This is a genomic window from Aurantimonas aggregata (genome assembly GCF_010500835.1).
GTDB lineage: Bacteria > Pseudomonadota > Alphaproteobacteria > Rhizobiales > Rhizobiaceae > Aurantimonas > Aurantimonas aggregata.
Genome location: NZ_JAAAMJ010000010.1, coordinates 91848 through 112459, shown reverse-complemented (window position 1 = coordinate 112459; position 20612 = coordinate 91848). Strand labels below are relative to the sequence as shown.

21 protein-coding genes are annotated in these 20612 nt (G+C 67.8%); 2 read left to right on the top strand and 19 right to left on the bottom strand.

What is annotated here, in order from left to right:
* Positions 1-6 precede the first annotated feature (6 nt).
* The 18 genes from GTW51_RS13930 to GTW51_RS23950 all read right to left on the bottom strand — a co-directional run bounded on the left by GTW51_RS13930 (position 7) and on the right by GTW51_RS23950 (position 18216).
* A complete protein-coding gene (locus GTW51_RS13930) occupies positions 7-3003 on the bottom strand; it encodes a bifunctional [glutamine synthetase] adenylyltransferase/[glutamine synthetase]-adenylyl-L-tyrosine phosphorylase (RefSeq protein ID WP_163044571.1) in 2997 nt (998 codons plus the stop codon).
* Positions 2993-4396, bottom strand: coding sequence for a sensor histidine kinase (locus GTW51_RS13925; protein WP_163044569.1), 1404 nt, complete (start codon positions 4394-4396; stop codon positions 2993-2995). The genes GTW51_RS13930 and GTW51_RS13925 overlap by 11 nt, the downstream gene beginning before the upstream one ends.
* Before the next feature lie 3 nt (positions 4397-4399).
* Positions 4400-5116: a response regulator transcription factor gene (locus GTW51_RS13920; RefSeq protein ID WP_163044568.1), complete on the bottom strand. Its 717-nt coding sequence runs from the start codon at positions 5114-5116 to the stop codon at positions 4400-4402.
* Positions 5117-5247: 131 nt separating this feature from the next.
* Entirely contained in the window at positions 5248-6774 is a 1527-nt protein-coding gene (locus GTW51_RS13915; protein WP_163044566.1) for a Do family serine endopeptidase, read from the bottom strand.
* A 160-nt stretch (positions 6775-6934) separates the two neighbouring features.
* Complete coding sequence (locus tag GTW51_RS13910) at positions 6935-7420, bottom strand: cytochrome c-type biogenesis protein (protein WP_163044564.1); 486 nt, start codon at positions 7418-7420, stop codon at positions 6935-6937.
* On the bottom strand, positions 7420-9402 hold the full coding sequence (locus GTW51_RS13905; RefSeq protein WP_163044562.1) for a heme lyase CcmF/NrfE family subunit: 1983 nt from the start codon (positions 9400-9402) through the stop codon (positions 7420-7422). Before GTW51_RS13905 ends, GTW51_RS13910 begins: the two co-directional genes overlap by 1 nt.
* A complete protein-coding gene (gene ccmE / locus GTW51_RS13900) occupies positions 9399-9890 on the bottom strand; it encodes a cytochrome c maturation protein CcmE (protein ID WP_163044560.1) in 492 nt (163 codons plus the stop codon). Before ccmE ends, GTW51_RS13905 begins: the two co-directional genes overlap by 4 nt.
* Positions 9887-11065 (bottom strand): c-type cytochrome biogenesis protein CcmI, encoded by a 1179-nt coding sequence (ccmI, locus tag GTW51_RS13895; RefSeq protein ID WP_163044558.1) that lies wholly within the window; start codon positions 11063-11065, stop codon positions 9887-9889. Before ccmI ends, ccmE begins: the two co-directional genes overlap by 4 nt.
* A 214-nt stretch (positions 11066-11279) precedes the next feature.
* The gene (locus GTW51_RS13890; RefSeq protein WP_163044556.1) at positions 11280-11591 is read right to left on the bottom strand and encodes a helix-turn-helix domain-containing protein; all 312 of its coding nucleotides are present in this window, start codon (positions 11589-11591) and stop codon (positions 11280-11282) included.
* Entirely contained in the window at positions 11588-11896 is a 309-nt protein-coding gene (locus tag GTW51_RS13885) for a type II toxin-antitoxin system RelE/ParE family toxin (protein WP_246233099.1), read from the bottom strand. Before GTW51_RS13885 ends, GTW51_RS13890 begins: the two co-directional genes overlap by 4 nt.
* A 126-nt stretch (positions 11897-12022) precedes the next feature.
* Positions 12023-12427 carry a hypothetical protein gene (locus GTW51_RS13880; RefSeq protein ID WP_163044554.1) on the bottom strand — a complete coding sequence of 135 codons (405 nt, stop codon included), beginning with the start codon at positions 12425-12427 and terminating at the stop codon, positions 12023-12025.
* Positions 12428-12505: 78 nt separating this feature from the next.
* Positions 12506-13825, bottom strand: a complete 1320-nt coding sequence (locus GTW51_RS13875) for an ATP-binding protein (protein ID WP_163044625.1) — start codon at positions 13823-13825, stop codon at positions 12506-12508.
* 46 nt (positions 13826-13871) lie between these two features.
* A complete protein-coding gene (locus GTW51_RS13870; RefSeq protein ID WP_163044552.1) occupies positions 13872-14543 on the bottom strand; it encodes a response regulator transcription factor in 672 nt (223 codons plus the stop codon).
* Positions 14544-14605: 62 nt separating this feature from the next.
* On the bottom strand, positions 14606-14926 hold the full coding sequence (locus GTW51_RS13865) for a hypothetical protein (RefSeq protein WP_163044551.1): 321 nt from the start codon (positions 14924-14926) through the stop codon (positions 14606-14608).
* A gap of 122 nt (positions 14927-15048) precedes the next feature.
* Complete coding sequence (locus tag GTW51_RS13860) at positions 15049-15255, bottom strand: hypothetical protein (protein WP_163044549.1); 207 nt, start codon at positions 15253-15255, stop codon at positions 15049-15051.
* Positions 15256-15293: 38 nt separating this feature from the next.
* Complete coding sequence (locus tag GTW51_RS13855) at positions 15294-16916, bottom strand: phage tail protein (RefSeq protein WP_163044547.1); 1623 nt, start codon at positions 16914-16916, stop codon at positions 15294-15296.
* Between the two features lie 245 nt (positions 16917-17161).
* Positions 17162-18088 (bottom strand): hypothetical protein, encoded by a 927-nt coding sequence (locus GTW51_RS13850; RefSeq protein ID WP_163044545.1) that lies wholly within the window; start codon positions 18086-18088, stop codon positions 17162-17164.
* Positions 18046-18216 (bottom strand): DUF6471 domain-containing protein, encoded by a 171-nt coding sequence (locus GTW51_RS23950; protein ID WP_246233117.1) that lies wholly within the window; start codon positions 18214-18216, stop codon positions 18046-18048. Before GTW51_RS23950 ends, GTW51_RS13850 begins: the two co-directional genes overlap by 43 nt.
* Before the next feature lie 190 nt (positions 18217-18406).
* Between GTW51_RS23950 and GTW51_RS13845 the strand changes: the two genes are divergently transcribed.
* Positions 18407-19363 carry an IS1595 family transposase gene (locus GTW51_RS13845; RefSeq protein ID WP_203566074.1) on the top strand — a complete coding sequence of 319 codons (957 nt, stop codon included), beginning with the start codon at positions 18407-18409 and terminating at the stop codon, positions 19361-19363.
* Positions 19364-19511: 148 nt separating this feature from the next.
* Entirely contained in the window at positions 19512-19769 is a 258-nt protein-coding gene (locus tag GTW51_RS13840) for a hypothetical protein (RefSeq protein ID WP_163044544.1), read from the top strand.
* 355 nt (positions 19770-20124) lie between these two features.
* Here the strand turns inward: GTW51_RS13840 and GTW51_RS13835 are convergent, their stop codons facing one another.
* Positions 20125-20592, bottom strand: a complete 468-nt coding sequence (locus GTW51_RS13835; protein WP_163044542.1) for a hypothetical protein — start codon at positions 20590-20592, stop codon at positions 20125-20127.
* Positions 20593-20612: the final 20 nt, after the last annotated feature.

Sequence of the window (20612 nt, the reverse complement as noted above, 5' to 3'; positions counted from 1 at the left end):
CCAGCCTCAGCGCTGGCGCGTCGCGCCGGCCGGCGGACTCTCCGCGGCTTCTTCGTCCAACGGCAACAGCGTCTCGAAGGCCCGCCGCGTGGCGATGGCGTCGGCTTCGAGCTGCGGCTCGATCTCCTCGGGCGATTCCGCCCCGATGGTCCGTGCCAGGCGCTCGCGCAGGCCCGGCGGCAGCTCCGACACGTCGCCGACCCCGCCCGGCCCCAGCCGCAGCACCTGGATCACCGCGGTGAGACAGCGCATCGTCCCCGGCAGGTTCGCCTCGATGCAGGCGGCCGCATCGCCGAAATCCGCCGCGGCAAGAACATCGGCCGTCGGATGGCCGACGAGATCGAGCGGCGCCCGTCCGGTCAGCAGCGCCCATTGCGCCAGGAATTCGAGGTCGATCAACCCGCCGGGCCGCAGCTTGAGGTCGAGCGGACCCTTCGGCGGCTTCTCCCGTTCGATCCGCGCCCGCATCGCCGCGACGTCGCGGGACACGGCGGCAGGATCGCGGGGCTCGGCCAAAAGCTCCGTGATCGTTGTCGTGACCATATCGCGAAGCGCGGAATCGCCGGCCACGGGCCGTGAGCGGGTCAGCGCCATGCGCTCCCAGGACCAGGCCTCGACCTGCTGGTAGCGCCGGAACCGGTCGATATGGGTTGCCAGCGGGCCCATGTTGCCGGATGGGCGGAGGCGGAAATCCACCTCGTAGAGCACGCCTTCGCGCATCGGCGCGGTCAGCGCCGCGATCAGCCGCTGCGTCAGCCGGGCGAAGTAGACGTTCACCGGCAGCGGCTTCTCGCCGTCGGATTCCTCCGCCGCCGGATCGTGGTCGAAGAGCAGGATGAGGTCGACGTCGGAGCCCGCCGTGAGCTCGCGGCTGCCGAGCCGGCCCATGCCGAGCAGCGCGACGCGGGCGCCGGGCACCTGGCCGTGGCGCTCGGCGAACGCATCCGAAACGGCTGTCAGCGTCGCGTCGAGCACCACGTCGGCAATGTTGGAGAAGGCCGGTCCCGCCTCCGCGACATCGACGACGCCACTGAGCAGGCGCGCGCCGACCAGGAAGCGCTGCTCTGAGGCGAAGATCCGCAGCCGCGCCAAAACGTCCTCGTAGCCCTGCGCATCGGCCAGGAACGGCGCCAGTCGCGCGGCCATCAGGTCGCGATCGGGCACCTCGTCGAAGAAGGCCGGGTCGAGCAGCGCATCGAACACATGCGGTCGCGCGGCCATGGTTTCGGTCAGCATCGGCGACGAGGTGATGATCAGCGCCAGGAGGTCGAGGATGCGCGGGTTGGAGGCGATCAGCGAGAAGAACTGGATGCCCGCGGGCAGCCCAGCCAGGAACGTGTCGAAGGCGGCGATGGCGGCATCGGGGTCGCGCGCATCGGCGAAGGCCGTCAGCAGCATCGGCATCACCTTCGCCAACCGCTCGCGCGCGGCTTCCGAGCGCGTCGCACGGTAGCGGCCGTAATTCCAGGAGCGAACGATCCGCGCAATGTCGGCGGGGCGCGCATAGCCGAGCTCGGCGAGGCGGGCGAGGCTTTCCGGGTCGTCGTCGGTGGAGAGGAGGCGCTCGAAGCCGCCCTCCGGAACCACATCCGCGTCCCTGTCGCGCCCGTCGTTGAACAGCCGGGTGAAATGCCGGTCAACGCGGCGCAGGCGCTCCAGCAGCGCCGTCGAGAAGGCTTCGCGGTCCTCGTAGCCGGCCAGGCGTGCGATGCGCTCCAGCCCGTCCGCATCGTCCGGCAGCGTGTGGGTCTGCGCGTCGGCGACCATCTGGATGCAGTGCTCGATGCGGCGCAGGAACCAGTAGTCGTCGGAGAGTTCACGCTCGGTGTCGGCGGCGATCCAGCCACCGGCGGTCAGCGCCGCCAGCGCTCGGTCGGTGCGCCGCTGCCGCAGGGCCGGCGAGCGGCCGCCGGCGATCAGCTGCTGCGCCTGGACGAAGAACTCCACCTCGCGAATGCCGCCGCGCCCGAGCTTGACGTTGTGGCCCGCCACCGCGATGTCGTCGAAACCGCGGTGCTCGTCGATGCGCGACTTCATCGCCTGGATGTCGGCGATCGCGGCAAAGTCGAGGTAGCGCCGCCAGACGAAGGGCGTCAGCTCCTGCAGGAAGGCCTCGCCCGCCGCCCGATCCCCGGCGATCGGCCGGGCCTTGATCATCGCGGCGCGCTCCCAGTTGCGCCCGCTTCCCTCGTAATAGGTCATCGCGGCGTCCGTGGAGATCGCCAGCGGCATGGCGCCGGGGTCGGGGCGCAGGCGCAGGTCCGTGCGGAAGACGTAGCCCCCCGCCGTCCGCTCCCCGATCATCCGCACCAGCCGTCGCACCAGCCGGGAGAACATGTCCACCGCCTCGCCCGGATCGGCGGCGATGCCGGCGCCTGCGTCGAAGAACACGATCAGGTCGACGTCGCTGGAATAGTTCAGCTCGCCCGCCCCGAGCTTGCCCATGCCGAGGACGAAGATGCTGCAGCCGCGCTCCGGCTGGTCCGGATGCGGCAGCTTCAACTTGCCGGCGCGATGCGCGTCGGCGAGGCAGAAGCGCATCGCCGCCCCGATCGCCGCCTCCGCCAGCGCCGACAGATCGGCCGTGGTTTCCGCCACGGTGCTCGCGCCGAACAGATCGCGCAGCGCCACCAGCAGGCAGGTCTCGCGCTTGATGCGGCGCAGTTCCCCCATCATGGCGGTCTCGCCGAGATCGCCCCCGTCGAGGTGAGCGGCTTCGGCGATCAGCGCGTCGATCCGGGTCCGCGCGTCCTGGTCGAACAGCGTCTCCAGCCATTCGGGATGCTGCAGCATCTCGGCGTTGAGATGGGTGGAGAGGTCGAGGATCGCCGCGAGCGCATCGACCTCCGGGCCGCCTCCGGCGAGGAAGGCATCGAGCCGCGCCAGCTCCTTCGCGGCCGCGGCCTTGCGCAGGTCGGCGAGCCAGGCCGCCGCCTTCGCCGGGTCGAGCGGAACCGGTCGGATATCTCCGCCGATCGAAAGGCCTGGTCTGTCATCCGCCATCGTCGCTGCCGGTCCTTCCGTCGAGGGGAAACACCAGCACGACTCTAAGGCCGGGCGCCGCATCCTCAAGCGCCAGCTCGCCGTCATGGACGCGGGCAATCGCCTGGACCAGCGACAGGCCGAGGCCCGAGCCCGGCATCGTGCGGCTCTGGTCGAGCCGGTAGAACCGCTCCAGCACGCGCTCGTGCTGGTCTGCAGGAATGCCAGGGCCGTCGTCCGCGACCGACAGGACGCAGTTCCCCTCACTCGCCGAAAGGCGGATCGTCACCGTCGTCGGCCGTCCCTCGCCGACGGCGTATTTCAGCGAATTGTCGATGAGGTTGGACAGCGCCTGGGCGATCAGCTCGCGGCTGACGAGGGCCGGAACCGGCGACGGCGCATCGACGATGAGCCGCGCGCCGACCTCTTCGGCCAGCGGCTCGTAGAGTTCGCAGACGTCGGCGACGATCGTCGCGATGTCGATGCGGTCCTTGAGCACCGGGTGCGAGCCCGCCTCGACGCGAGAGATCATCAGGAGCGCGTCGAAGGTGCGGATCATCTGGTCGGCCTCGCCGATCATGCCTTCCAGCGCCTCGCGCGGCACGCCGCCGCCCAGCGCCGCCTCGGCGCGGTTGCGCAGCCGCGTCAGCGGCGTCTTGAGGTCGTGGGCGATGTTGTCGGAAACCTGCCGCAGCCCCTCCTGCAGCAGCGCGACGCGCGCCAGGAGCCGGTTGAGGTTTTCCGACAGGCGGTCGAACTCGTCGCCTGCGCCGGTCACCGGCAGCCGCTCTGTGAGATCGCCGGCAAGGATCCGGTTGCTGGCCGCCGACATCCGGTCGAGCCGCTGCAGCGCCCGTCGGCCGACGAACACCCAGGCCAGAAGCGCCGCCGCGCCCATCAGCGCCAGCGCCAGCGTTAGCGCCGAGCGGACGACCTGGCGGAAGCGCTCCTGCTCGGTCTGGTCGCGGCCGACGAGGATGCGCATGCCGTTGGGCAGGCTGACCACCTCGGCGACGGCGATGTGGTAGCGGTCCTCGGCATTGTCGGCGAAGCGCTCGTAGCCGAAGACGTTCTCGGTGAAGCCGCCCTTGTCGAGCACGCCGGCCTGCAGGCTCTCGACATTGCCGGCGATGATCCGGCCGGTGGCGTCGGTGGCGAGGTAGAGCGAGGCGCCCGGCTGGCGCGCCCGCCGGTCGATCGTGCGCACCAGGCCGATGATGCCGGCCGTCTCGTAGATCACCGCGAGTTCGCTGATCTCCTCGGCGATCGCCGCGCGGCTCTGGCTCTTCAGGATGTTCGAGGCCGTGGCGGTGACGTAGAACACCAGCACCACGGCGCAGACGGCGAAGAGCAGCAGGTAGACGGCGGACAGGCGGACCGCCGTCATCCGCATCAGGGCCTTCAGCCGCGCCATGCCCTATTCGCCGGCGCGCATGATGTATCCCGAGCCGCGCACCGTGTGGAGCAGCGCCGAGCCGAACTCGCGCTCGATCTTCGAGCGCAGCCGCGAGACATGCACGTCGATGACGTTGGTCTGCGGGTCGAAATGGTAGTCCCAGACGTTCTCCAGCAGCATCGTGCGCGTCACGACCTGGTTGGCGTGCTTCATCAGATATTCGAGCAGGCGGAACTCGCGCGGCTGCAGGATGATCGTCCGCCCCGCCCGCTTCACCTCGTGGGAAAGCCGGTCGAGTTCGAGGTCGCCGACCCGGTAGACCGTCTCGACATCCTTGCCGCCACGGCGCCGTCCGAGCACCTCGATCCGGGCCAGCAGCTCGGAAAAGGCGAAAGGCTTGGGCAGATAGTCGTCGCCGCCGGCGCGCAGGCCGGTGACGCGGTCGTCGACCTGGCCGAGCGCGGAGAGGATCAGCGCCGGCGTGCCGTTGCCCTTCTCGCGCAGTCCGGAGACCACCGAGAGCCCGTCGCGTTCCGGCAGCATCCGGTCGACGATGAGCACGTCGTAGCTGCGGGTGTCGGCCATGTGGAAGCCGTCCTCGCCGTTCGCCGCGTGCTCGGCGACATGGCCTGCCTCGCGCAGCGCCTTGACGAGATAGGCCGCCGCCTCGCGGTCGTCTTCGATGATGAGAATGCGCATGGAAACGGGAGAGGGTCGCTCGGCTGCGGGAGAAGACATGTCCGCTTCCTTATGTCGTCGATTGAACCCAAAAGAAAAGGCGGCGGTGCCGAAGCGTCCCGTTTCCGGGTCGCCGGCGCCGCCGCCCGCCGGTCGGACGAGGCCCCGAGAGGCCCCGTCCCCTTTCGCTGTCAGCCCTCGGTGATCGGCAGCGCCACGAAGCGGTTCTGGTCGCCGGTGCGCAGCTGGAACAGCGCCGCCTTGCGGCCGGCTTCCGACGCTTCCGAAATCGCGTCGCGAACCTCGCTCTGGCTGGTGACCTGCTTGCCGTTGACCGCGATGATCACGTCGCCGGGCTGGACGCCACGGTCGGCCGCGGTCGAGTCAGGGTCGACATCCGTCACCACCACGCCGGCGCCGTCTTCCGACGGCGTCAGCGTCAGGCCGTAGCCCGACAGCGACGACGGGTCGACCGAGGGCCGCGGCGCACCCGAATTCTCGGCCGAGGCCGCCTCGTCGAGGCTGGCGAGATTGCCGAGCGTGACCGCGATGTCCTGCGCCTCGCCATCGCGCCAGACCGTGATGTCGACCTCGGTGTTCGGCCGGAAGTCGGCGACCTTGCGCGACAATTCGCGCGGACCCTCGACGGTTTCGCCATTCACCGCGGTGATGACGTCGCCGGTCTGGATGCCGGCCTTGGAGGCCGGGGTCTCGGTCTCCGGAAGCGTGACGATGGCGCCCTGATCGTCGGCAAGGCCGACCGCCTCGGCGATGTCGTCGGTCACCGGTCCGATCTGCACGCCGAGCCAGCCACGATCGACATTACCGTTCTCGCGCAGCGACTGGATGACGTCCTTGGCGACCGAGGCCGGGATGGCGAAGGCGATGCCGACATTGCCGCCCGACGGCGAGAAGATCGCTGTGTTGACGCCGATGACCTCGCCGTTGAGGTTGAAGGCCGGGCCGCCGGAATTGCCGCGGTTGACCGCCGCATCGATCTGCAGGAAATCGTCGTACGGGCCGGCGCCGATGTCACGGCCACGCGCCGAGACGATGCCGGCCGTCACGGAGCCGCCGAGGCCGAAGGGATTGCCGACGGCAACGACCCATTCGCCGACGCGCACCGCGTCGTCGCTGTCGAACTCGACATAGGTGAAGGTCCGGGCCGCATCGTCGATCTTCAGCAGCGCGAGGTCGGTGCGGGGGTCGGTGCCGATCAGCTTAGCGTCGAACTCGGTGCCGTCATCCATGACCACCGTGTACTTGCTGCCGCCCTCGACGACATGGTTGTTGGTCACCACGTAGCCGTCGTCGGAGATGAAGAAGCCCGAGCCCTGGCCCATGGCGTTGCGCGGCTCGCGACGCGGGTTGATGCCAGGCCCGCCAGGGCCGCCGGGCCCGCCCGGCACGTCGAAGAAGCGGCGCAGCGGGTGATCTTCCGGCAGGTTGTCGAACGGCGTCGTCATCTCGCTGCGGCGATCGGCGGCCGGGGCGATGTCCTGGGTGACGCGCACCGACACGACGGCCGGCGAGACCTTCTCGACGACGTCGGCAAAGCCGAAGTTCTCGACCGGCGCTTCGACCTTCACCGGCTCGGCAAGAACCGGCGCGGTGTTGCTGACCATCCCGCCGACCAGGACCGACCCGGCAACGCCGGCGGCGAGGACGCCTGCCAGCATGCCCCGGCGTGTCTTCTTGCTGTTGACTTGGTTTCGCATCGGAGACCCTTTTTCCGTTGAATTCGTCCGCGGCTGGTCCGCTCGGATTGCGGATAGCGGCTGATGACGGGGAAAATAGGGATGCCGGGATTACCGGAGCTTTTCGGCCGGGTGAATTGTTCGTAAGGTTCGCGGAGCTGATCGACGCCAGCGCCGCGTGTCAGTTCGGCCGCCGGACCAGTTCGTCGAGCGCCGCCTCTTCCTCTGCCGACAGCGCCGCCGTGGCGCTCTCGCGCCGGCGCTGCCGGACGCTGAACACGGCAAAGGCGATGCCGCCCAAGAGCACGACTACGGGCGCGCCCCACAGTGCCAGGGTACCCCACTCGAAGCGCGGCTTCAGCAGCACGAAGGCGCCGTAGCGCGAGACGAGATAGTCGATGACCTCGGCATCGGTGTCGCCGGCAACGAGCCGCTGGCGCACCAGTACCCGCAGGTCCTTGGCGAGCTCGGCATCGGAATCGTCGATCGACTGGTTCTGGCAGACGAGGCATCTGAGCCCAGCCGACAGGTCCCGGGCGCGCGATTCCAGCGCCGGGTCGGCCAGCACCTCGTCGGGCTGGACGGCGAAGGCGGCGGGCATCGGCGCGCCGGGCAGCAGCATCAACGCCAGGGCGACGGCAGCGAGGAGACGGCGCAGGCGCGGCATCAGGCCGACGCCTCCGCGAGCTTGCGGCCGCGGCCACGGGCCGGCGCGCCGACCCGCAGCCGGCGATCGGCGAGCGAGACCATGCCGCCGACGGCCATGAAAATCGTGCCGATCCAGATCAGCGTGATCAGCGGCTTCCACCAGATCCGCACGACCGTGCCGCCGTCCGGAGCCGGATCGCCGAGCGAGATGTAGAGCTGCGAGAACCAGGTCGTGGTGATCCCCGCCTCGGTCGTCGGCATCTGCCGCGCCGGGTAGAAGCGCTTGGCGCTTTCCATCGACCCCGCGTCCACCCCGTCCCGCCGCAGCGTGAACGTGCCGACCTGCTCCTGGTAGTTCGGCCCGGTCCGCGCCACGATGCCGTCGAACTGCACCGAATAGCCGCCAGCGTCGACGCTCTGGCCCGGCACCATCGTGGTCACCGTCTCGGTCTCGAAGGCCGTGGTGGCGACGATGCCGAGCACCGTCACGCCCAGACCGAAATGCGCCAGCGCCGTGCCGAAGGCCGAGCGCGGCAGGCCGCGCAGGCGCGACAGGCCGACACGGAAGCCGACCTTGCCGAAATTCGCCCGACCGACGAGATCGACCAGGCTGCCGACGAGCAGCCAGACCGCCAGGCCGAAGCCGAGCGCGGCAAGGATCTCGCCGCCGGAGTTGGCCGCGACGGTCGCGAAGATGGCGAGCATCGCCGCGCCGACGGCGACATAGAGCCGCTGCGCCGCGGCCAGAAGGTCGCCGCGCTTCCAGGCGAGCAGCGGCCCGAACGGCACGGCGAGCAGCAGCGGCACCATCAGCGGGCCGAAGGTCAGGTCGAAGAACGGCGCACCGACGGAAATCTTCTCGCCGGTGACGACCTCGAGCAGCAGCGGATAGAGCGTGCCGATCAGCACTGTCGCGGCAGCCGTGGTCAAGAAGAGGTTGTTCAGCACCAGCGCGCCCTCGCGGCTGATCGGCGCGAACAGACCGCCGGACTCCAGCGACGCGGCGCGGAAGGCGAAGAGCGCCAGCGAGCCGCCGATGAAGATGCAGAGGATTCCCAGGATGAACACGCCGCGTTCCGGATCGACGGCGAAGGCGTGGACCGAAGTGAGGACGCCTGAGCGCACCAGGAACGTGCCGAGCAGCGATAGCGAGAAGGTCAGGATGGCGAGCAGGATCGTCCAGATCTTCAGCGCCGAGCGCTTTTCCATCACCAGCGCCGAGTGGAGCAGCGCGGTGCCCGACAGCCACGGCATGAACGAGGCGTTCTCGACCGGATCCCAGAACCACCAGCCGCCCCAGCCGAGCTCGTAATAGGCCCAGTAGGAGCCCATCGAGATGCCGGCCGTCAGGAAGATCCAGGCCGCCAGCGTCCAGGGCCGCACCCAGCGGGCCCAGGCGGCGTCGATACGCCCGTCGATCAGCGCGGCGACGGCGAAGGAAAACGCCACCGAGAAGCCGACATAGCCGAGATAGAGCAGCGGCGGATGGATCGCGAGGCCGATGTCCTGGAGGATCGGATTGAGGTCCTGTCCCTCCATCGGCGCCGGCACCAGCCGCGTGAACGGGTTGGAGGTGATCAGGATGAACAGCAGGAAGGCCGTCGTGATCCAGGCCTGCACCGCGAGGACATTGGCCTTCAGGCTGGCCGGCAGGTCGCGGCCGAACAGCGCCACCAGCGCGCCGAAGAACACCAGGATCAGCACCCAGAGGAGCATCGAGCCCTCGTGGTTCCCCCAGACGCCGGTGATCTTGTAGAGCATCGGCTTCAGCGAGTGCGAATTCTGGAAGACGTTGAGCACCGAGAAGTCGGACATCACGTAGGCGGCGGTCAGCGCCGAGAACGAGATGGCGAGCAGCACGAAGGAGGCGGTCGCCGTCAGCGGGCCGGTCTCCATCAGCCGCGCATCGCCGGTGCGCGCGCCGATCGCCGGCAGCACCGACTGCAGCAGCGACAGCGACAGCGCCAGGATGAGCGCGTAATGGCCGATCTCGACGATCATGAGCCGGCTCCGGAATCCATCGCGACCGGCGTCGCGTCGGGCTTGACCATGCCCTTGCCGTCCTCCCAGAGGCCGCGCGCCTTCAAATCGTCGACGACTTCCTTCGGCATGTAGTTCTCGTCGTGCTTGGCGAGCACCGTGTCGGCCATGAAGACGCGATCGGGCCCCAGCAGGCCTTCGGTGACGACCCCCTGCCCCTCGCGGAAGAGGTCCGGCAGGAGGCCGGTATAGGCGACGGGCACGCTTTCCAGCGTGTCGGTGACGCGGAAGGTGACGTGCTTCGTTCCGTCGCGGACGACCGACCCTTCCTCGACGATGCCGCCCAGCCGGATGCGCTGCGTCGCCGCCGGCGCATTGGCGACGATGTCGCTCGGCGAATTGAAGAAGGCGACGCTGTCCGACAGGGCCGTCAGCACCAGGCCCGCCGCAGCGCCGATGACGACCAGGATGGCGACGATCGAACTCAGGCGCTTGGCTTTACGGGTCATGGCTGCGTCTCCTCAGCGACAAGGCCGAGTTCCGCTCCCAATGCGGCGATTTCCCGGCCGGCGGCCGAGTCCGCGGCAAAGGAGCGCGAGGCGGTCTGATATGCTTCGCTCGCCCGGTCGTCCTCGCCCAGCACCCTATAGGAATGGATCAGCCGCTTCCATCCTTCGACGTCGTTGGGCTGGGTCTCCAGCCGCGCGGCAAGCTGCCCCACCATGCCCCGGATCATCGCCTGGCGATCGGTCTCTTCCATCGCGCTCGCGGCTTCCACATCCGCGGCGGTCGGTCCCGGCGCAGCCGCCCCGGCTTCAGCTGTCGGCGCCGGGGCGCCGCTGTTCTGGCGGGCATCGGCCAGAGCCGCGTTGGCGATCTGCATCCACGGCGCGTTGGGCGGGCTCATCTCGACCAGCTGCGCCCAGGCGACCCCGGCTTCCTCGTAACGATCTTCCTGCGACAGGTCGAGCGCCAGGAAGAACCGCGCCGGCAGGAACGCCGGATTGATCGTCAGCGACCGCTCGAACGCCGCCCGCGCCTCTTCGGTGACCTCGCCGTCGGCCAGCTGGGTCAATGCCTCGCCGAGGCCCGCTTCGCGCGGCGCCGAGGCGCCGAGCAGGCGGATCGCCTGGCGGAAGGCTTCGGCGGCTTCCTGCGGCCGCTCCATGCGCAGATAGATCGGCGCCAGCACGTCCCAGCCCTGGCCGTCGTCCGGTTCGGTGCGCAGCCGCTCCTCGGCCGCCGCGACCATCTGGCCGATATCGGGGTCAGGGGTCTGGCTCTCGCCCTGGCGCGAGGCCAGCGGCAGGTCGGGAAGGCCGGGGGCGCCGTAGAGATAATAGAGGCCCGCCGAGGTCAGCGGCACCAGCGCCACGACCGCGACCACCGTCGCCATGGCGCCGCGCCGCTGCCAGCCGCGTGCCCCGCCCTCGACGGCGAGCCTGGCCTTGCCGTCGGCGCGCAGCAGCCGGCGCCCGATCTCGGCCCGCGCCGTCGCCGCCTCGGCGGCCGGCATCGTGCCCCGCTCGACGTCGGCGTCCAACTCGCGCAACTGGGCGGCATAGACTTCGACGTCGTGCTCGGCGCGGGAAGCGACCCGGCGCGGCCCGTCGGCGAACAGCGGCCACAAGGCGATGAGCGTCGCGGCAGCCGTCATGCCGGCTGCGACAAACCAGAAAACCATGCCACCCTTATACGAACAGCGGGAGCGAAGCGGAACAGGCCCGGGAGGCCGCGCGTCGCGCCCCGCAGTTTCACTGCAAGACGCCGCGAGCCTCTATCAGAGCCGGCGCTGCCTGCCCATTCAATTCAAAGGGAAAACGGCTAGGTAGATTCCGCAGGTGGGGAGAGCATGGAGCCCGTGCTGTCGCTCCGACAGCCTCGAAGGGACAAGTTCCTTAGGCCGCTTTGTGCGCCCCGGCATCCTGAAGCAGCGCGAGAATGCTTTCCGGAGAACGCTCGATCAGCATCAGATAGGCGCGGACCCCGCCAAGCGGCCGCGCCCGTCCCTGTTCCCACTCGCGGATCTGGTTGATGGTGAACCCGAAGGCCGACGCGAAGGCATCTTGCGACATTCCCAGCCGCTGGCGCATGTCCCGGACGTCGAGTTCGGAAGGGACATGAAGCTTCACGGGATCCAGGTCGCCGCGCGCGATCTCAATCGCTTCGCCCAGACCTTCTGCGATCTTGTCGAAAGCCGCCTTGCTCATCGCTCCTCACCCATCTTCGTCAAACGTTGCCTGTAAGCGTCGACCAGCACGGCTGACATCGCTTTGAGCTTGTTCCTCTCGCCGGCAGTCAGGCTGGCACGCTCGCCTTTCGAGAACACCGTGATGAGGAAGACGGGAACTGCCTCACCGGAATAGAAGGTGATGGTACGATAGCCGCCGCTCTTGCCTTTTCCGCGACCCGCCACGCGGAGCTTTCGACACCCGCCCGTGCCCTTCATCTCGTCGCCGGCGGCCGGGTTCTCGGCCAGGTAGTCGACGAGATCGTTGATCTCGCTTTCGCTCATACCCGCCAACCGAGCCGCGCGGTCGAATGCGGGTGTCAGGCAGACCGTGTGCATGCCCAAGAAGATACGTAAGTTACGTATCTTGTCAATCGAGAGACGCGCCGTCGAGTCGCGGGCTCCCCACCCTCACGCCACCGGCTTCCAGAACCCTTCCTGCGTCTTGCACGCGGTCCCGATCGCCTTAGTCGGCTGGGCGGTGCCCTTGAAGGTGTGCGAATAGCCGCGGCAATCCTGCGAGCCGACGCGGTAGAGCTGCGTCGGGACGACCTCGCCGCTGAAACCCTCGACGGCCCAGGCGACCGGCTGGCCGGCCTGCCCGAACTGCAGCGCCTGGAATTCGGCCTCCAGCGCCCGCGCGCGGGCCTGCGACGGCCAGGTGCCGGTCGTCTGGTCCTGGCCGATCAGGCCACCGTCCAGCGCCGTGACGCCGGCCGAGGTGGGCCCAAGCCCGCCGCCGCCCAGCCCGCCACTCAGGCAGCCGGCGAACGGCAGCAGCAAGAGCGGCACGGCGAGCTTCGACAGGGTGCGCATGGCATTCATCCGATAAGACATTCGGCAGGCGGAACGTCGGCTTCTTTGAACGGGAGTTCGTCGCTTCGCCCGGTCATGTCAAGCAGCGAACGAACCGAGCGCGCGCGGCAGCGCGATCTCGGCGCGCAATCCGCCCAGCGCCGAGCGGCCGAAGCCGAGCGACCCGCGATATTCCGCCACCATGTCGGAGACGATGGAAAGGCCGAGCCCGCTGCCTGGCACAGCCTCGTCGAGCCGCCTTCCGCGCTTCGTGGCGACGGCGATCTCGGCCTCGCTGAGGCCCGGCCCGTCGTCCTCCACGACGATCGCCAGCCGCTCCGGCGACGATGCGACGGCGCTCAGCCGCACCTGGCCCCTCGCCCATTTGCCGGCATTCTCGAGGAGATTGCCGACCATTTCCTCCAGATCCTGCTGCTCGCCGGCGAAGACCAGGTCGCGGGGCGCGGCTGCGTCGAATGTCAGCGCCAGATGCGGATTGAGTTTGGCGATGACGCGGGCGAGCCGCTCGAGCACCGGCTGCACCGGCGCGCGGAACACCGCGCCTTCCGACTGCGCCGCCACCCGTGCGCGATCGAGATAATGCTGGACCTGCTGGCGCATGCGCTCGCTCTGGTCGGCGATGATCCGGCCACGCTCGCCGCCGACCGCCTCCGCCTCGTTGACCAGCACCGCGATCGGCGTCTTCAGCGAGTGGGCGAGATTGCCGACTTGCGTGCGCGAGCGCTCGACGATGCGGCGGTTGTTGTCGATCAGCGCGTTCAATTCGACCGCCAGCGGCTCGATCTCGCTCGGGAACTGCCCGGTCAGCCGCTCCGCCCGGCCGGTACGCACCCGCGACAGCGCCCGGCGCACCTCGCCGAGCGGGCGCAGGCCGAACAGGATGGCGAGCACGTTGACCAGCACCGTTCCGAGCCCGACGACGCCGAGATAGAGCACGAGGGTCCGGTCGAACTGCGCCATGTCGGCCGCGAGCACGCTGGCATTGCCCATCACCCGGAACCGCGCCGCATGGTTCTGCGCGTCGAGCACGACTTCGGTCTCCAGGACCTTGAGCGTCTCGCCGTCGAGGCCGGGAATCTCGTAGGTCCGCCGATAGGCCGGGTCGAACGGCGCCTCGGCGGTCGGCACCTCAGGGATCGACAAGATGCCGAGCGAGCCGGAAGAGAGCCGGCCGCGGGTGTTCTCGCTCGCCGGCAGAACCTCCCAGTACCAGCCGGACAGCGGCTGGACGTAGCGCAAATCGCCGAGATCGGGGGAGCCGGACAGCGAGCCGTTCTGGCCGATGCCGACGCTGTTCACCAGATTGTAGAGCTGCGCCGTCAGGAGCTCTTCGAAGCCCCTGGCCGCCGTCTGCTCGTAGAGCTTGGAGATCAGCCCGCCCGCGACAACGAGCGCCACCATCGCCCACAGGCTTGACAGCACGATGACGCGGGCGGTGAGGGACCTACCGGCCCGGTTCAGCATCGCGCATCCTGTATCCCTGGCCGCGCACCGTCTCGATCAGGTCGATGCCGATCTTCTTGCGCAGCCGGCCGACGAACACCTCGATCGTGTTGGAGTCGCGGTCGAAATCCTGGTCGTAGAGATGCTCGATCAGCTCGGTGCGCGAGACGATCTGGTCCTGGTGGTGCATCAGATAGTCGAGCAGCCGGTATTCGTGCGACGTCAGCTTCAGCGGCGTGCCGTCGAGCGTCACGCGCGAGGCGCGCATGTCGAGTCGCAGCGGCCCGCAATGGATCTCCGATGAGGCATGGCCGGCGGCGCGGCGGATCAGCGCCCGCACCCGCGCCAGCACTTCCTCGACGTGGAACGGCTTGGTCACGTAGTCGTCGGCGCCGGCATCGATGCCGGCAACCTTGTCGCTCCAGCGGTCGCGGGCGGTTAGGATCAGCACCGGCATGACGCGCCCTTCGCGGCGCCAGCGCTCGAGCACGCTGATGCCGTCCATCACCGGCAGCCCGACATCGAGGATCACCGCGTCATAGGGTTCGGTGTCGCCGAGAAAATGCCCCTCCTCGCCGTCGAAGGCGCGGTCGACCACGTAGCCGGCGCCGCCCAGCGCCTCGGTCAGCTGGCGGTTCAGTGTCTGGTCGTCCTCGACCACCAGGATGCGCATGATCTTGTCCCCTGCTCCTGCCGTCCCTTCGCGGGGACCGCCGGTTCCTTCGAGTCCCTCGATCAGGGCCGGATGGTCACCGTTTCCTTGCGCGGCCTTCCGCCATCGGTGCCCGGCACCAGCACGGTGACCACGCAGACGGTCTGACCGCCCTCCTCGCGGCTCGACACCGACAGCACCTGCCCGCCGGTCTGCGCCGCCGCCTGGGCCGCAGCGCCCGAGCAGTCCACCTGCACAATCTCGAAGCTCTCGTCCGGGCGCTCCGACCAGTCGAAACCCTCGACCGTCTGCGCCGCCGGCGCTTGTCCGCCTGTCGCCGCGCCTGCCATGCCGGGCAGCATGATGATCAGGAGGCAGGCGATGATGGGTGGCGGTATGGTCATGAGGGCCTGGGAATGAGCCTGAGGGCCGCCGGGCGTGACGGTCTTGCTTCTACCTAGCAGCATGTCGCTGAACGACGAATGAATGTAGGCGGCGAACTTTCGCCCGCCGCCGTCTGCCCATGCTAGCGAAGCGTCTTCTGTGCCGCCAGCCGGCCGATGATCGCCACCACGGCGCCGATCGCCGCCGCCGCGCTGGTCAGCGCGACCGTCAACGCCTCATGGGTCGCCGCGTCGAGCGGAATGCCGAACAGGCCGGCGACCGCCGCGACAAGCGCGACGATGCCGCCCCAGATGCTGCGGGACTGGTACCAGGGTTTTTCCTCGGTCATGCGCGTCTCCTTTCGCTGGTTTTGGATGGTTTCCGGTTTCAGATCAGCCGACTTATCACTGTGCTCCGCGCCGTCCCGGCGCCCCATTGCGGGCTCACCTGCGCGACGCTCAGCGTCAGCGCGGCCGGCATCGTCCCGAAGGCCGCCGCCACCTCCCCGGCCGGCACGACGAGCGCCGGGCCGTCCGCCTCCCGCACGAGCAGCCCGCCGGCCCCGTCGGTGATCTCGATGCGGTACAGTTCGCGCTCCTCGCCGAGCGGCACGTCGATGCCGTCCCAGCCGTCGCCGCCGACACGGGTCCGCCGGATCCAGGCCGCCGTCAGGCTGCCGTCAGCCGCCAACGCCCAGCGCAGATGCACCGGCGACAGCGGCTTCACCGAGCGGCTGCCCAAGGCCGCCGAAAGCGTCACCGTCGCCGGATCGTCCAGCGGCCGGCCGAGCGGCGCGATTCGCCAGGAAAGGCTCCGCCCGACATCCCGGCTCGTCAGCCCGAGGTCGCCGGCGCCGGCGTCCAGCAGCACGAAGGCCGCGCCGACCTCCGCACCCAACGCCATCGCGTCCTCGGTCCCGCCCTGCGCCCGCAGCAGGCCGCGAAGCTCGAACTCGCCCGGTGCCACCTCCTCGGTCGTCTCGAACTGCAGCACCTCCCAGAGACCTGGCGCGCACTCGACGGCGCAGAGATTGCCGCCGTCCAGCATCGCCGCTTTCGAGATCGACGCCAACGCGCCGCGATGCAGCCGAACGCGCGGCCGGTTGGTCCGATCGACGATCCCGACCGGTCCCGCCGCCAGCGCCCGCGAGAGAATGCCGGCGGTCGCCGGGCGCGTCGCCGTCGCCCGCCGCTCCTGCGGCCCGTCGACGCCGGCGGCCGTGATCGCATAGGGAACCCACGGCTTCGCCACCACGGCGAAGCGCGCCCCGGCAATCCCCTCGCCGCCATCCGGCAGCGGCAGGTCGAGGAGATGCACCACCGGCCGGGACGCCAACCCCGGCCGGCCCGGCTGCGGCGCCGGTCCAGGCGCCCCCTGGTCGGGCATCGCCCGTCGGCGCGGCGGCAGGCGCCGTGCCTCGACGCGCCGTGCCGCGCCCGTCTCGATCCGCGTCACCAGCCACTCGCCCGACCGCTCGGCCAGCGTCACCACGTCGCCGGTCTCGAGCCCCAGCAGCGACGGCGCGACGGCAAAACGGGCGGTCTCGGACACGCCGGCCGCCTCCTGCAGCATCGCCGCCGCCAGCACCCGCGCCTCGCCTTCCTCCAGCACCACCGGCAGGTCGACGATCTCCTTGCGCGGATGCGCCGCCCCGGCCCTTGCCGCCTCGGCCGAACCCGGCTGGTAGGCGCGCGCCGGATCGAGAAAGCTCAGCGAGATCTCTTCCGCCGTCTCGCCGGCCTCGCCCCGCCGCCGCTCGACATAGGCGCCCTCGTCGTCGACGAACGCGTCGATCGCCGTCGCCGGCGACACCCGCGCCAGCGACCGGAACACCAGCCGCCCACCGGGCGCATGCGCCAGCGTGCCGGTCAGCCGCATCAGCTCTTCCAGCGAGCGCCGCGCCGTGTCCGGGCCCGAGACGACGAAGCCCGCGACCGAGGCCTCGACGCCCGAGACGTCGTAGTTGCCGATGCCATGGTCATCGAGGATCGCCGCGATCAGCGCGTCCACCGGCGCGTTCGCCAGCCTACCGCTCAGCCAGTGGCCGCGACGCCAGTTGTCGCCATCGCTCCAGATGTCGGTTCGGGCCGGAAACGCCGGATAAGCCCGCGCGTCCCAGGTCCAGAGATGCGCCCTTATGTAGCAGATGCACCAGTCTCGGCGGTCAGTCCGCTGAGGGGCGGTGAGGCATGATCGCGCTAGCTACGCTGGCCGCTGTAGTGGCGTACTCCGCTCTGGCCGCGACCGGAAATAACCTAACGCATCTTGGAGGCCATATCCCACCATCTGGCTTCGACATGGAACGGGTCGCCATTTTCAATGCTTGTGGAGCCTTGGATTGCGAGGACCTTGAAGGTGAAGCACTCATGGTTCGGGATAATGGTTCTGTAAACAACCCCGATGAACATCTTGTATTTGAGGCTCAAAAATTCGCCGGCAGAAGCAAAGTCCTTCTCATGCACCACACAATCCACCCGAATAGAGCGAACCTCGTTGGGTCCGAGTGCATCATTTCCTCCGCCCGTCCGACGAGATGTTGTGGCGCCATCGAACCATCGAGGCCCAAGCTTGGGATCGTTGTTGAAAAGCGAAACGATATCGATGTAAAAGCACAAATCCGTGGCCGGGGAGCGGCCGGTGTTCTCAATGCTGGCATCTACACTGACGAAAATATTGTCACTTTCGCGAAAGATCGGGCCGATCGAGTTAATCTTCACGATCAGCCATGCTCTAAGATCAGCACGACTATGCTGATCAGCGATGTCGTTGGCTCGCCTCGCTTGGTCGACGGCAGCGGTGTTGGCGTTCAAGGATCGCCAGACGAACACTATGCCGACGGCAGTGACCCCGACGCTAGCCAGCGTGGCCCACAATACACCCTCGGCCCAGTCCGCCATCTCCCGTTGAGCATTCAGATCTTCCTCGGCGCGTCTCTCTGCGCGATCTGCTTCGGGGGCATTTTCGGCGCACTCCCGCGCCTGCTCGACGCTGGGCAGCATGAGGCAGCTGCGATAGTGGCCTTCACGCTGAGCATAGGAAGCGTTTTCAGCCTCGTTTTGCTGATAGGCGCGCTGGTATCCCTTTGACGAAGCGACCGTGAAGGCCACCAACGCAATAAGTGAGAGGCCGATGGCGATGATTAGCCAAGTTGCAAATGTTCCGTCCCTAATGCGGCTAGACATTGAAGCAAGAATCCTGCGGTGAATTTCCCCCGGCTCACCTTATTGCGCAGGTTCCGTTCTGTCTCCTCAACCCCGATAGCCGCAAGCTTCTCAACGAGCTGCGCATAGGTCACGCTCCTGCGGGCCATCTCGCCCCGTAGAATGCCCTTCGCCTTCTCTTCCCAGTCCGTCCGCTCGACCATCTATATCGCTCCACTCGTTTCGCTACCGAGCATGTAGCGTCCCACGGGGCTTTTGTCATCATTTAAGGTGCTTAAGCCCTTGACACGATGATGCGATGTCATCATATCTAGTGCACAAGCACTGGAAACGATGACAATGGCACAGCACTTCCTTCTCTCCGCAAAAGCCCGCACCCTCTCGATCCGCGCCATCTACAAGGCCGGCGAGGAGAAAGCTTACGAGCAGTTCAAGGCGATCCGCTGGGCTTCCACCAACGGCACCCCGGTTTGCCCGCGTTGCGGCTGCCTCGACAGCTACGAGATCACCAGCCGCCGCCGGTTCAAGTGCGCCGCCTGCCATCACCAGTTCTCGGTGACGAGCGGCACGATCTTTCATTCCCGCAAGATGGGCTTTACCGACCTTCTCGCTGCCATCGCGCTGTTCGTGAACGCGGTTAAGGGCATCTCCGCCCTGCAGCTCTCCCGCGATCTCGATTGCCAGTACAAGACGGCCTTCGTTCTCTGCCACAAGCTGCGCGAGGCGATGGCGAACGAAACCGCCGGCTTCACGCTGGACGAGGAAGTCGAGATCGACGGCGCCTATTTCGGCGGTTCGATCAAGCCGGAAAACCGCAAGGAAGACCGGATCGACCGTCGCCTCAAAGAGCACCAGACCGGCACCCGCCGCGTTGTCATCGCCCTTCGCCAGCGCATGGGCCGGACCCTGACCTTCGTCCGCAATTTCGAGCACGAGGGCGTCGCCCTGGCCCGCGAGCTGGTCGCATCCACCGGCACCGTCTTTGCTGACGAGGCGACGCACTGGGACGTTCTTGAAGCCTTCTTCCCCACCGAGCGGATCAATCACTCGGAAGCCTATAGCGAGGGCCACGGCAAGCACACGAACTGGGTGGAAAGCTTCTTCTCCCGCCTTCGCCGCATGGTCGCAGGCCAGCACCACGGCGTGTCGCCCAAGTACCTCGCCGCCTACGCTGCGAACGCCGCATGGTGCGAGGATCACCGTCGCCGCGACAACGGCGGCAACGCCTTCGCGCTGGTCGGCAATGCGATGCTGTCGCCGATCAGCCGATCATGGTGCGGCTACTGGCAGCGGTGAACGACCAACGCGATCGTTAACGCAACTTCAATTGACACGGACTTAAAAGGAAACACATATGACGTGAGTTGACGGACCACATCCTCAGCCGGAATCCCTCGGGATCAGAGATAATATCATGTCGGAAAGATCATTTAAGGTTACGGTCATGTTTGAGTCTCGCCCAGACGGCGGGCTGCGAGCATGGAGCGATGACGTGCCCGGTTTGGTGCTTTCCCACACGGACATAGATGGAGTTCTGGCGGACATTTGCCCGGCCATGGAAACCATTTTGTCGGCTCGGCTGAAAGCGGAAATCGAAGTCGAACCCTTACGCAATATACGTGAAATTCTCGAAAATGGCGGCATTGTCGAGCCTCGCTCGTTCATGCCGACACAAAAAGAATACGTCGCATATTGCCACTGACCATTGATTGCTAATCGCCTCCTGTCCCGATCCCAATGGGAAGGTAAGCTCCGACGCTGGGGTTGCTCTCCCTTGGAGGGGAAGGGTCCGCTTAATACGGCAGAGTGGTGGAAGGGGCCTGATGGATACCCTTTCACCGTTCCGACAGAAGGCACCGATGACCGTTGCGAGTTCTGGGCACTCCAGAAGCTCTGCGATGAGTTTGGCCAGCACCCTTCCTCGCTAGAAGACTAGATCGCGCCATCGCTAGTGAAGATAATTTCACTCACACCCGCATCCCGCAGCGCATAGAATACGCTCCCGCGTTAGCCCCGCGCTGAGCGCCATACAACGTACAAAATCCGGTCGCCATACCTCAGCCTTGCAGACGCCACACCCGCGCGTCCCCATCCCAACCGTCCCGCACCACTCCGCCTTGTCGCTCCAGCCTGTGCAACATCTTGCGCACGGCTGACAGGACGGCGGCGGGTTCCGGCTCGTGATCGTCGTGTAGCTTGAACAGTGGCGTCACCGCTTCGGCAATCTGGGTGGTCGTGGCGGCTCCTGTAGAGCGCATAACGGCGAGCATGGTCCGATGCCGCGCCAGCACGTCCGCCCGCTTTGCGCGTGGCGTGGTGGCCCGCTGCAGCGGCTTCACCTTGTGCCCGTCCGTCACGCCGAACATCGCCAGCACCGCATCTAGGTGGCCCAGATCGCGATCCACTGCGGCCAGGTGCTCGACGGCCCGGACACGTTCCCCTGCCATCTCGGCGCGTGTGGTGAGCAGCCCGGCTATGGTAAGCTTGTAGCTGTCGGTTCGGGTGGCGCGGTGCTTTCGTTCCATGCGCCCATTATCGGGCTAGC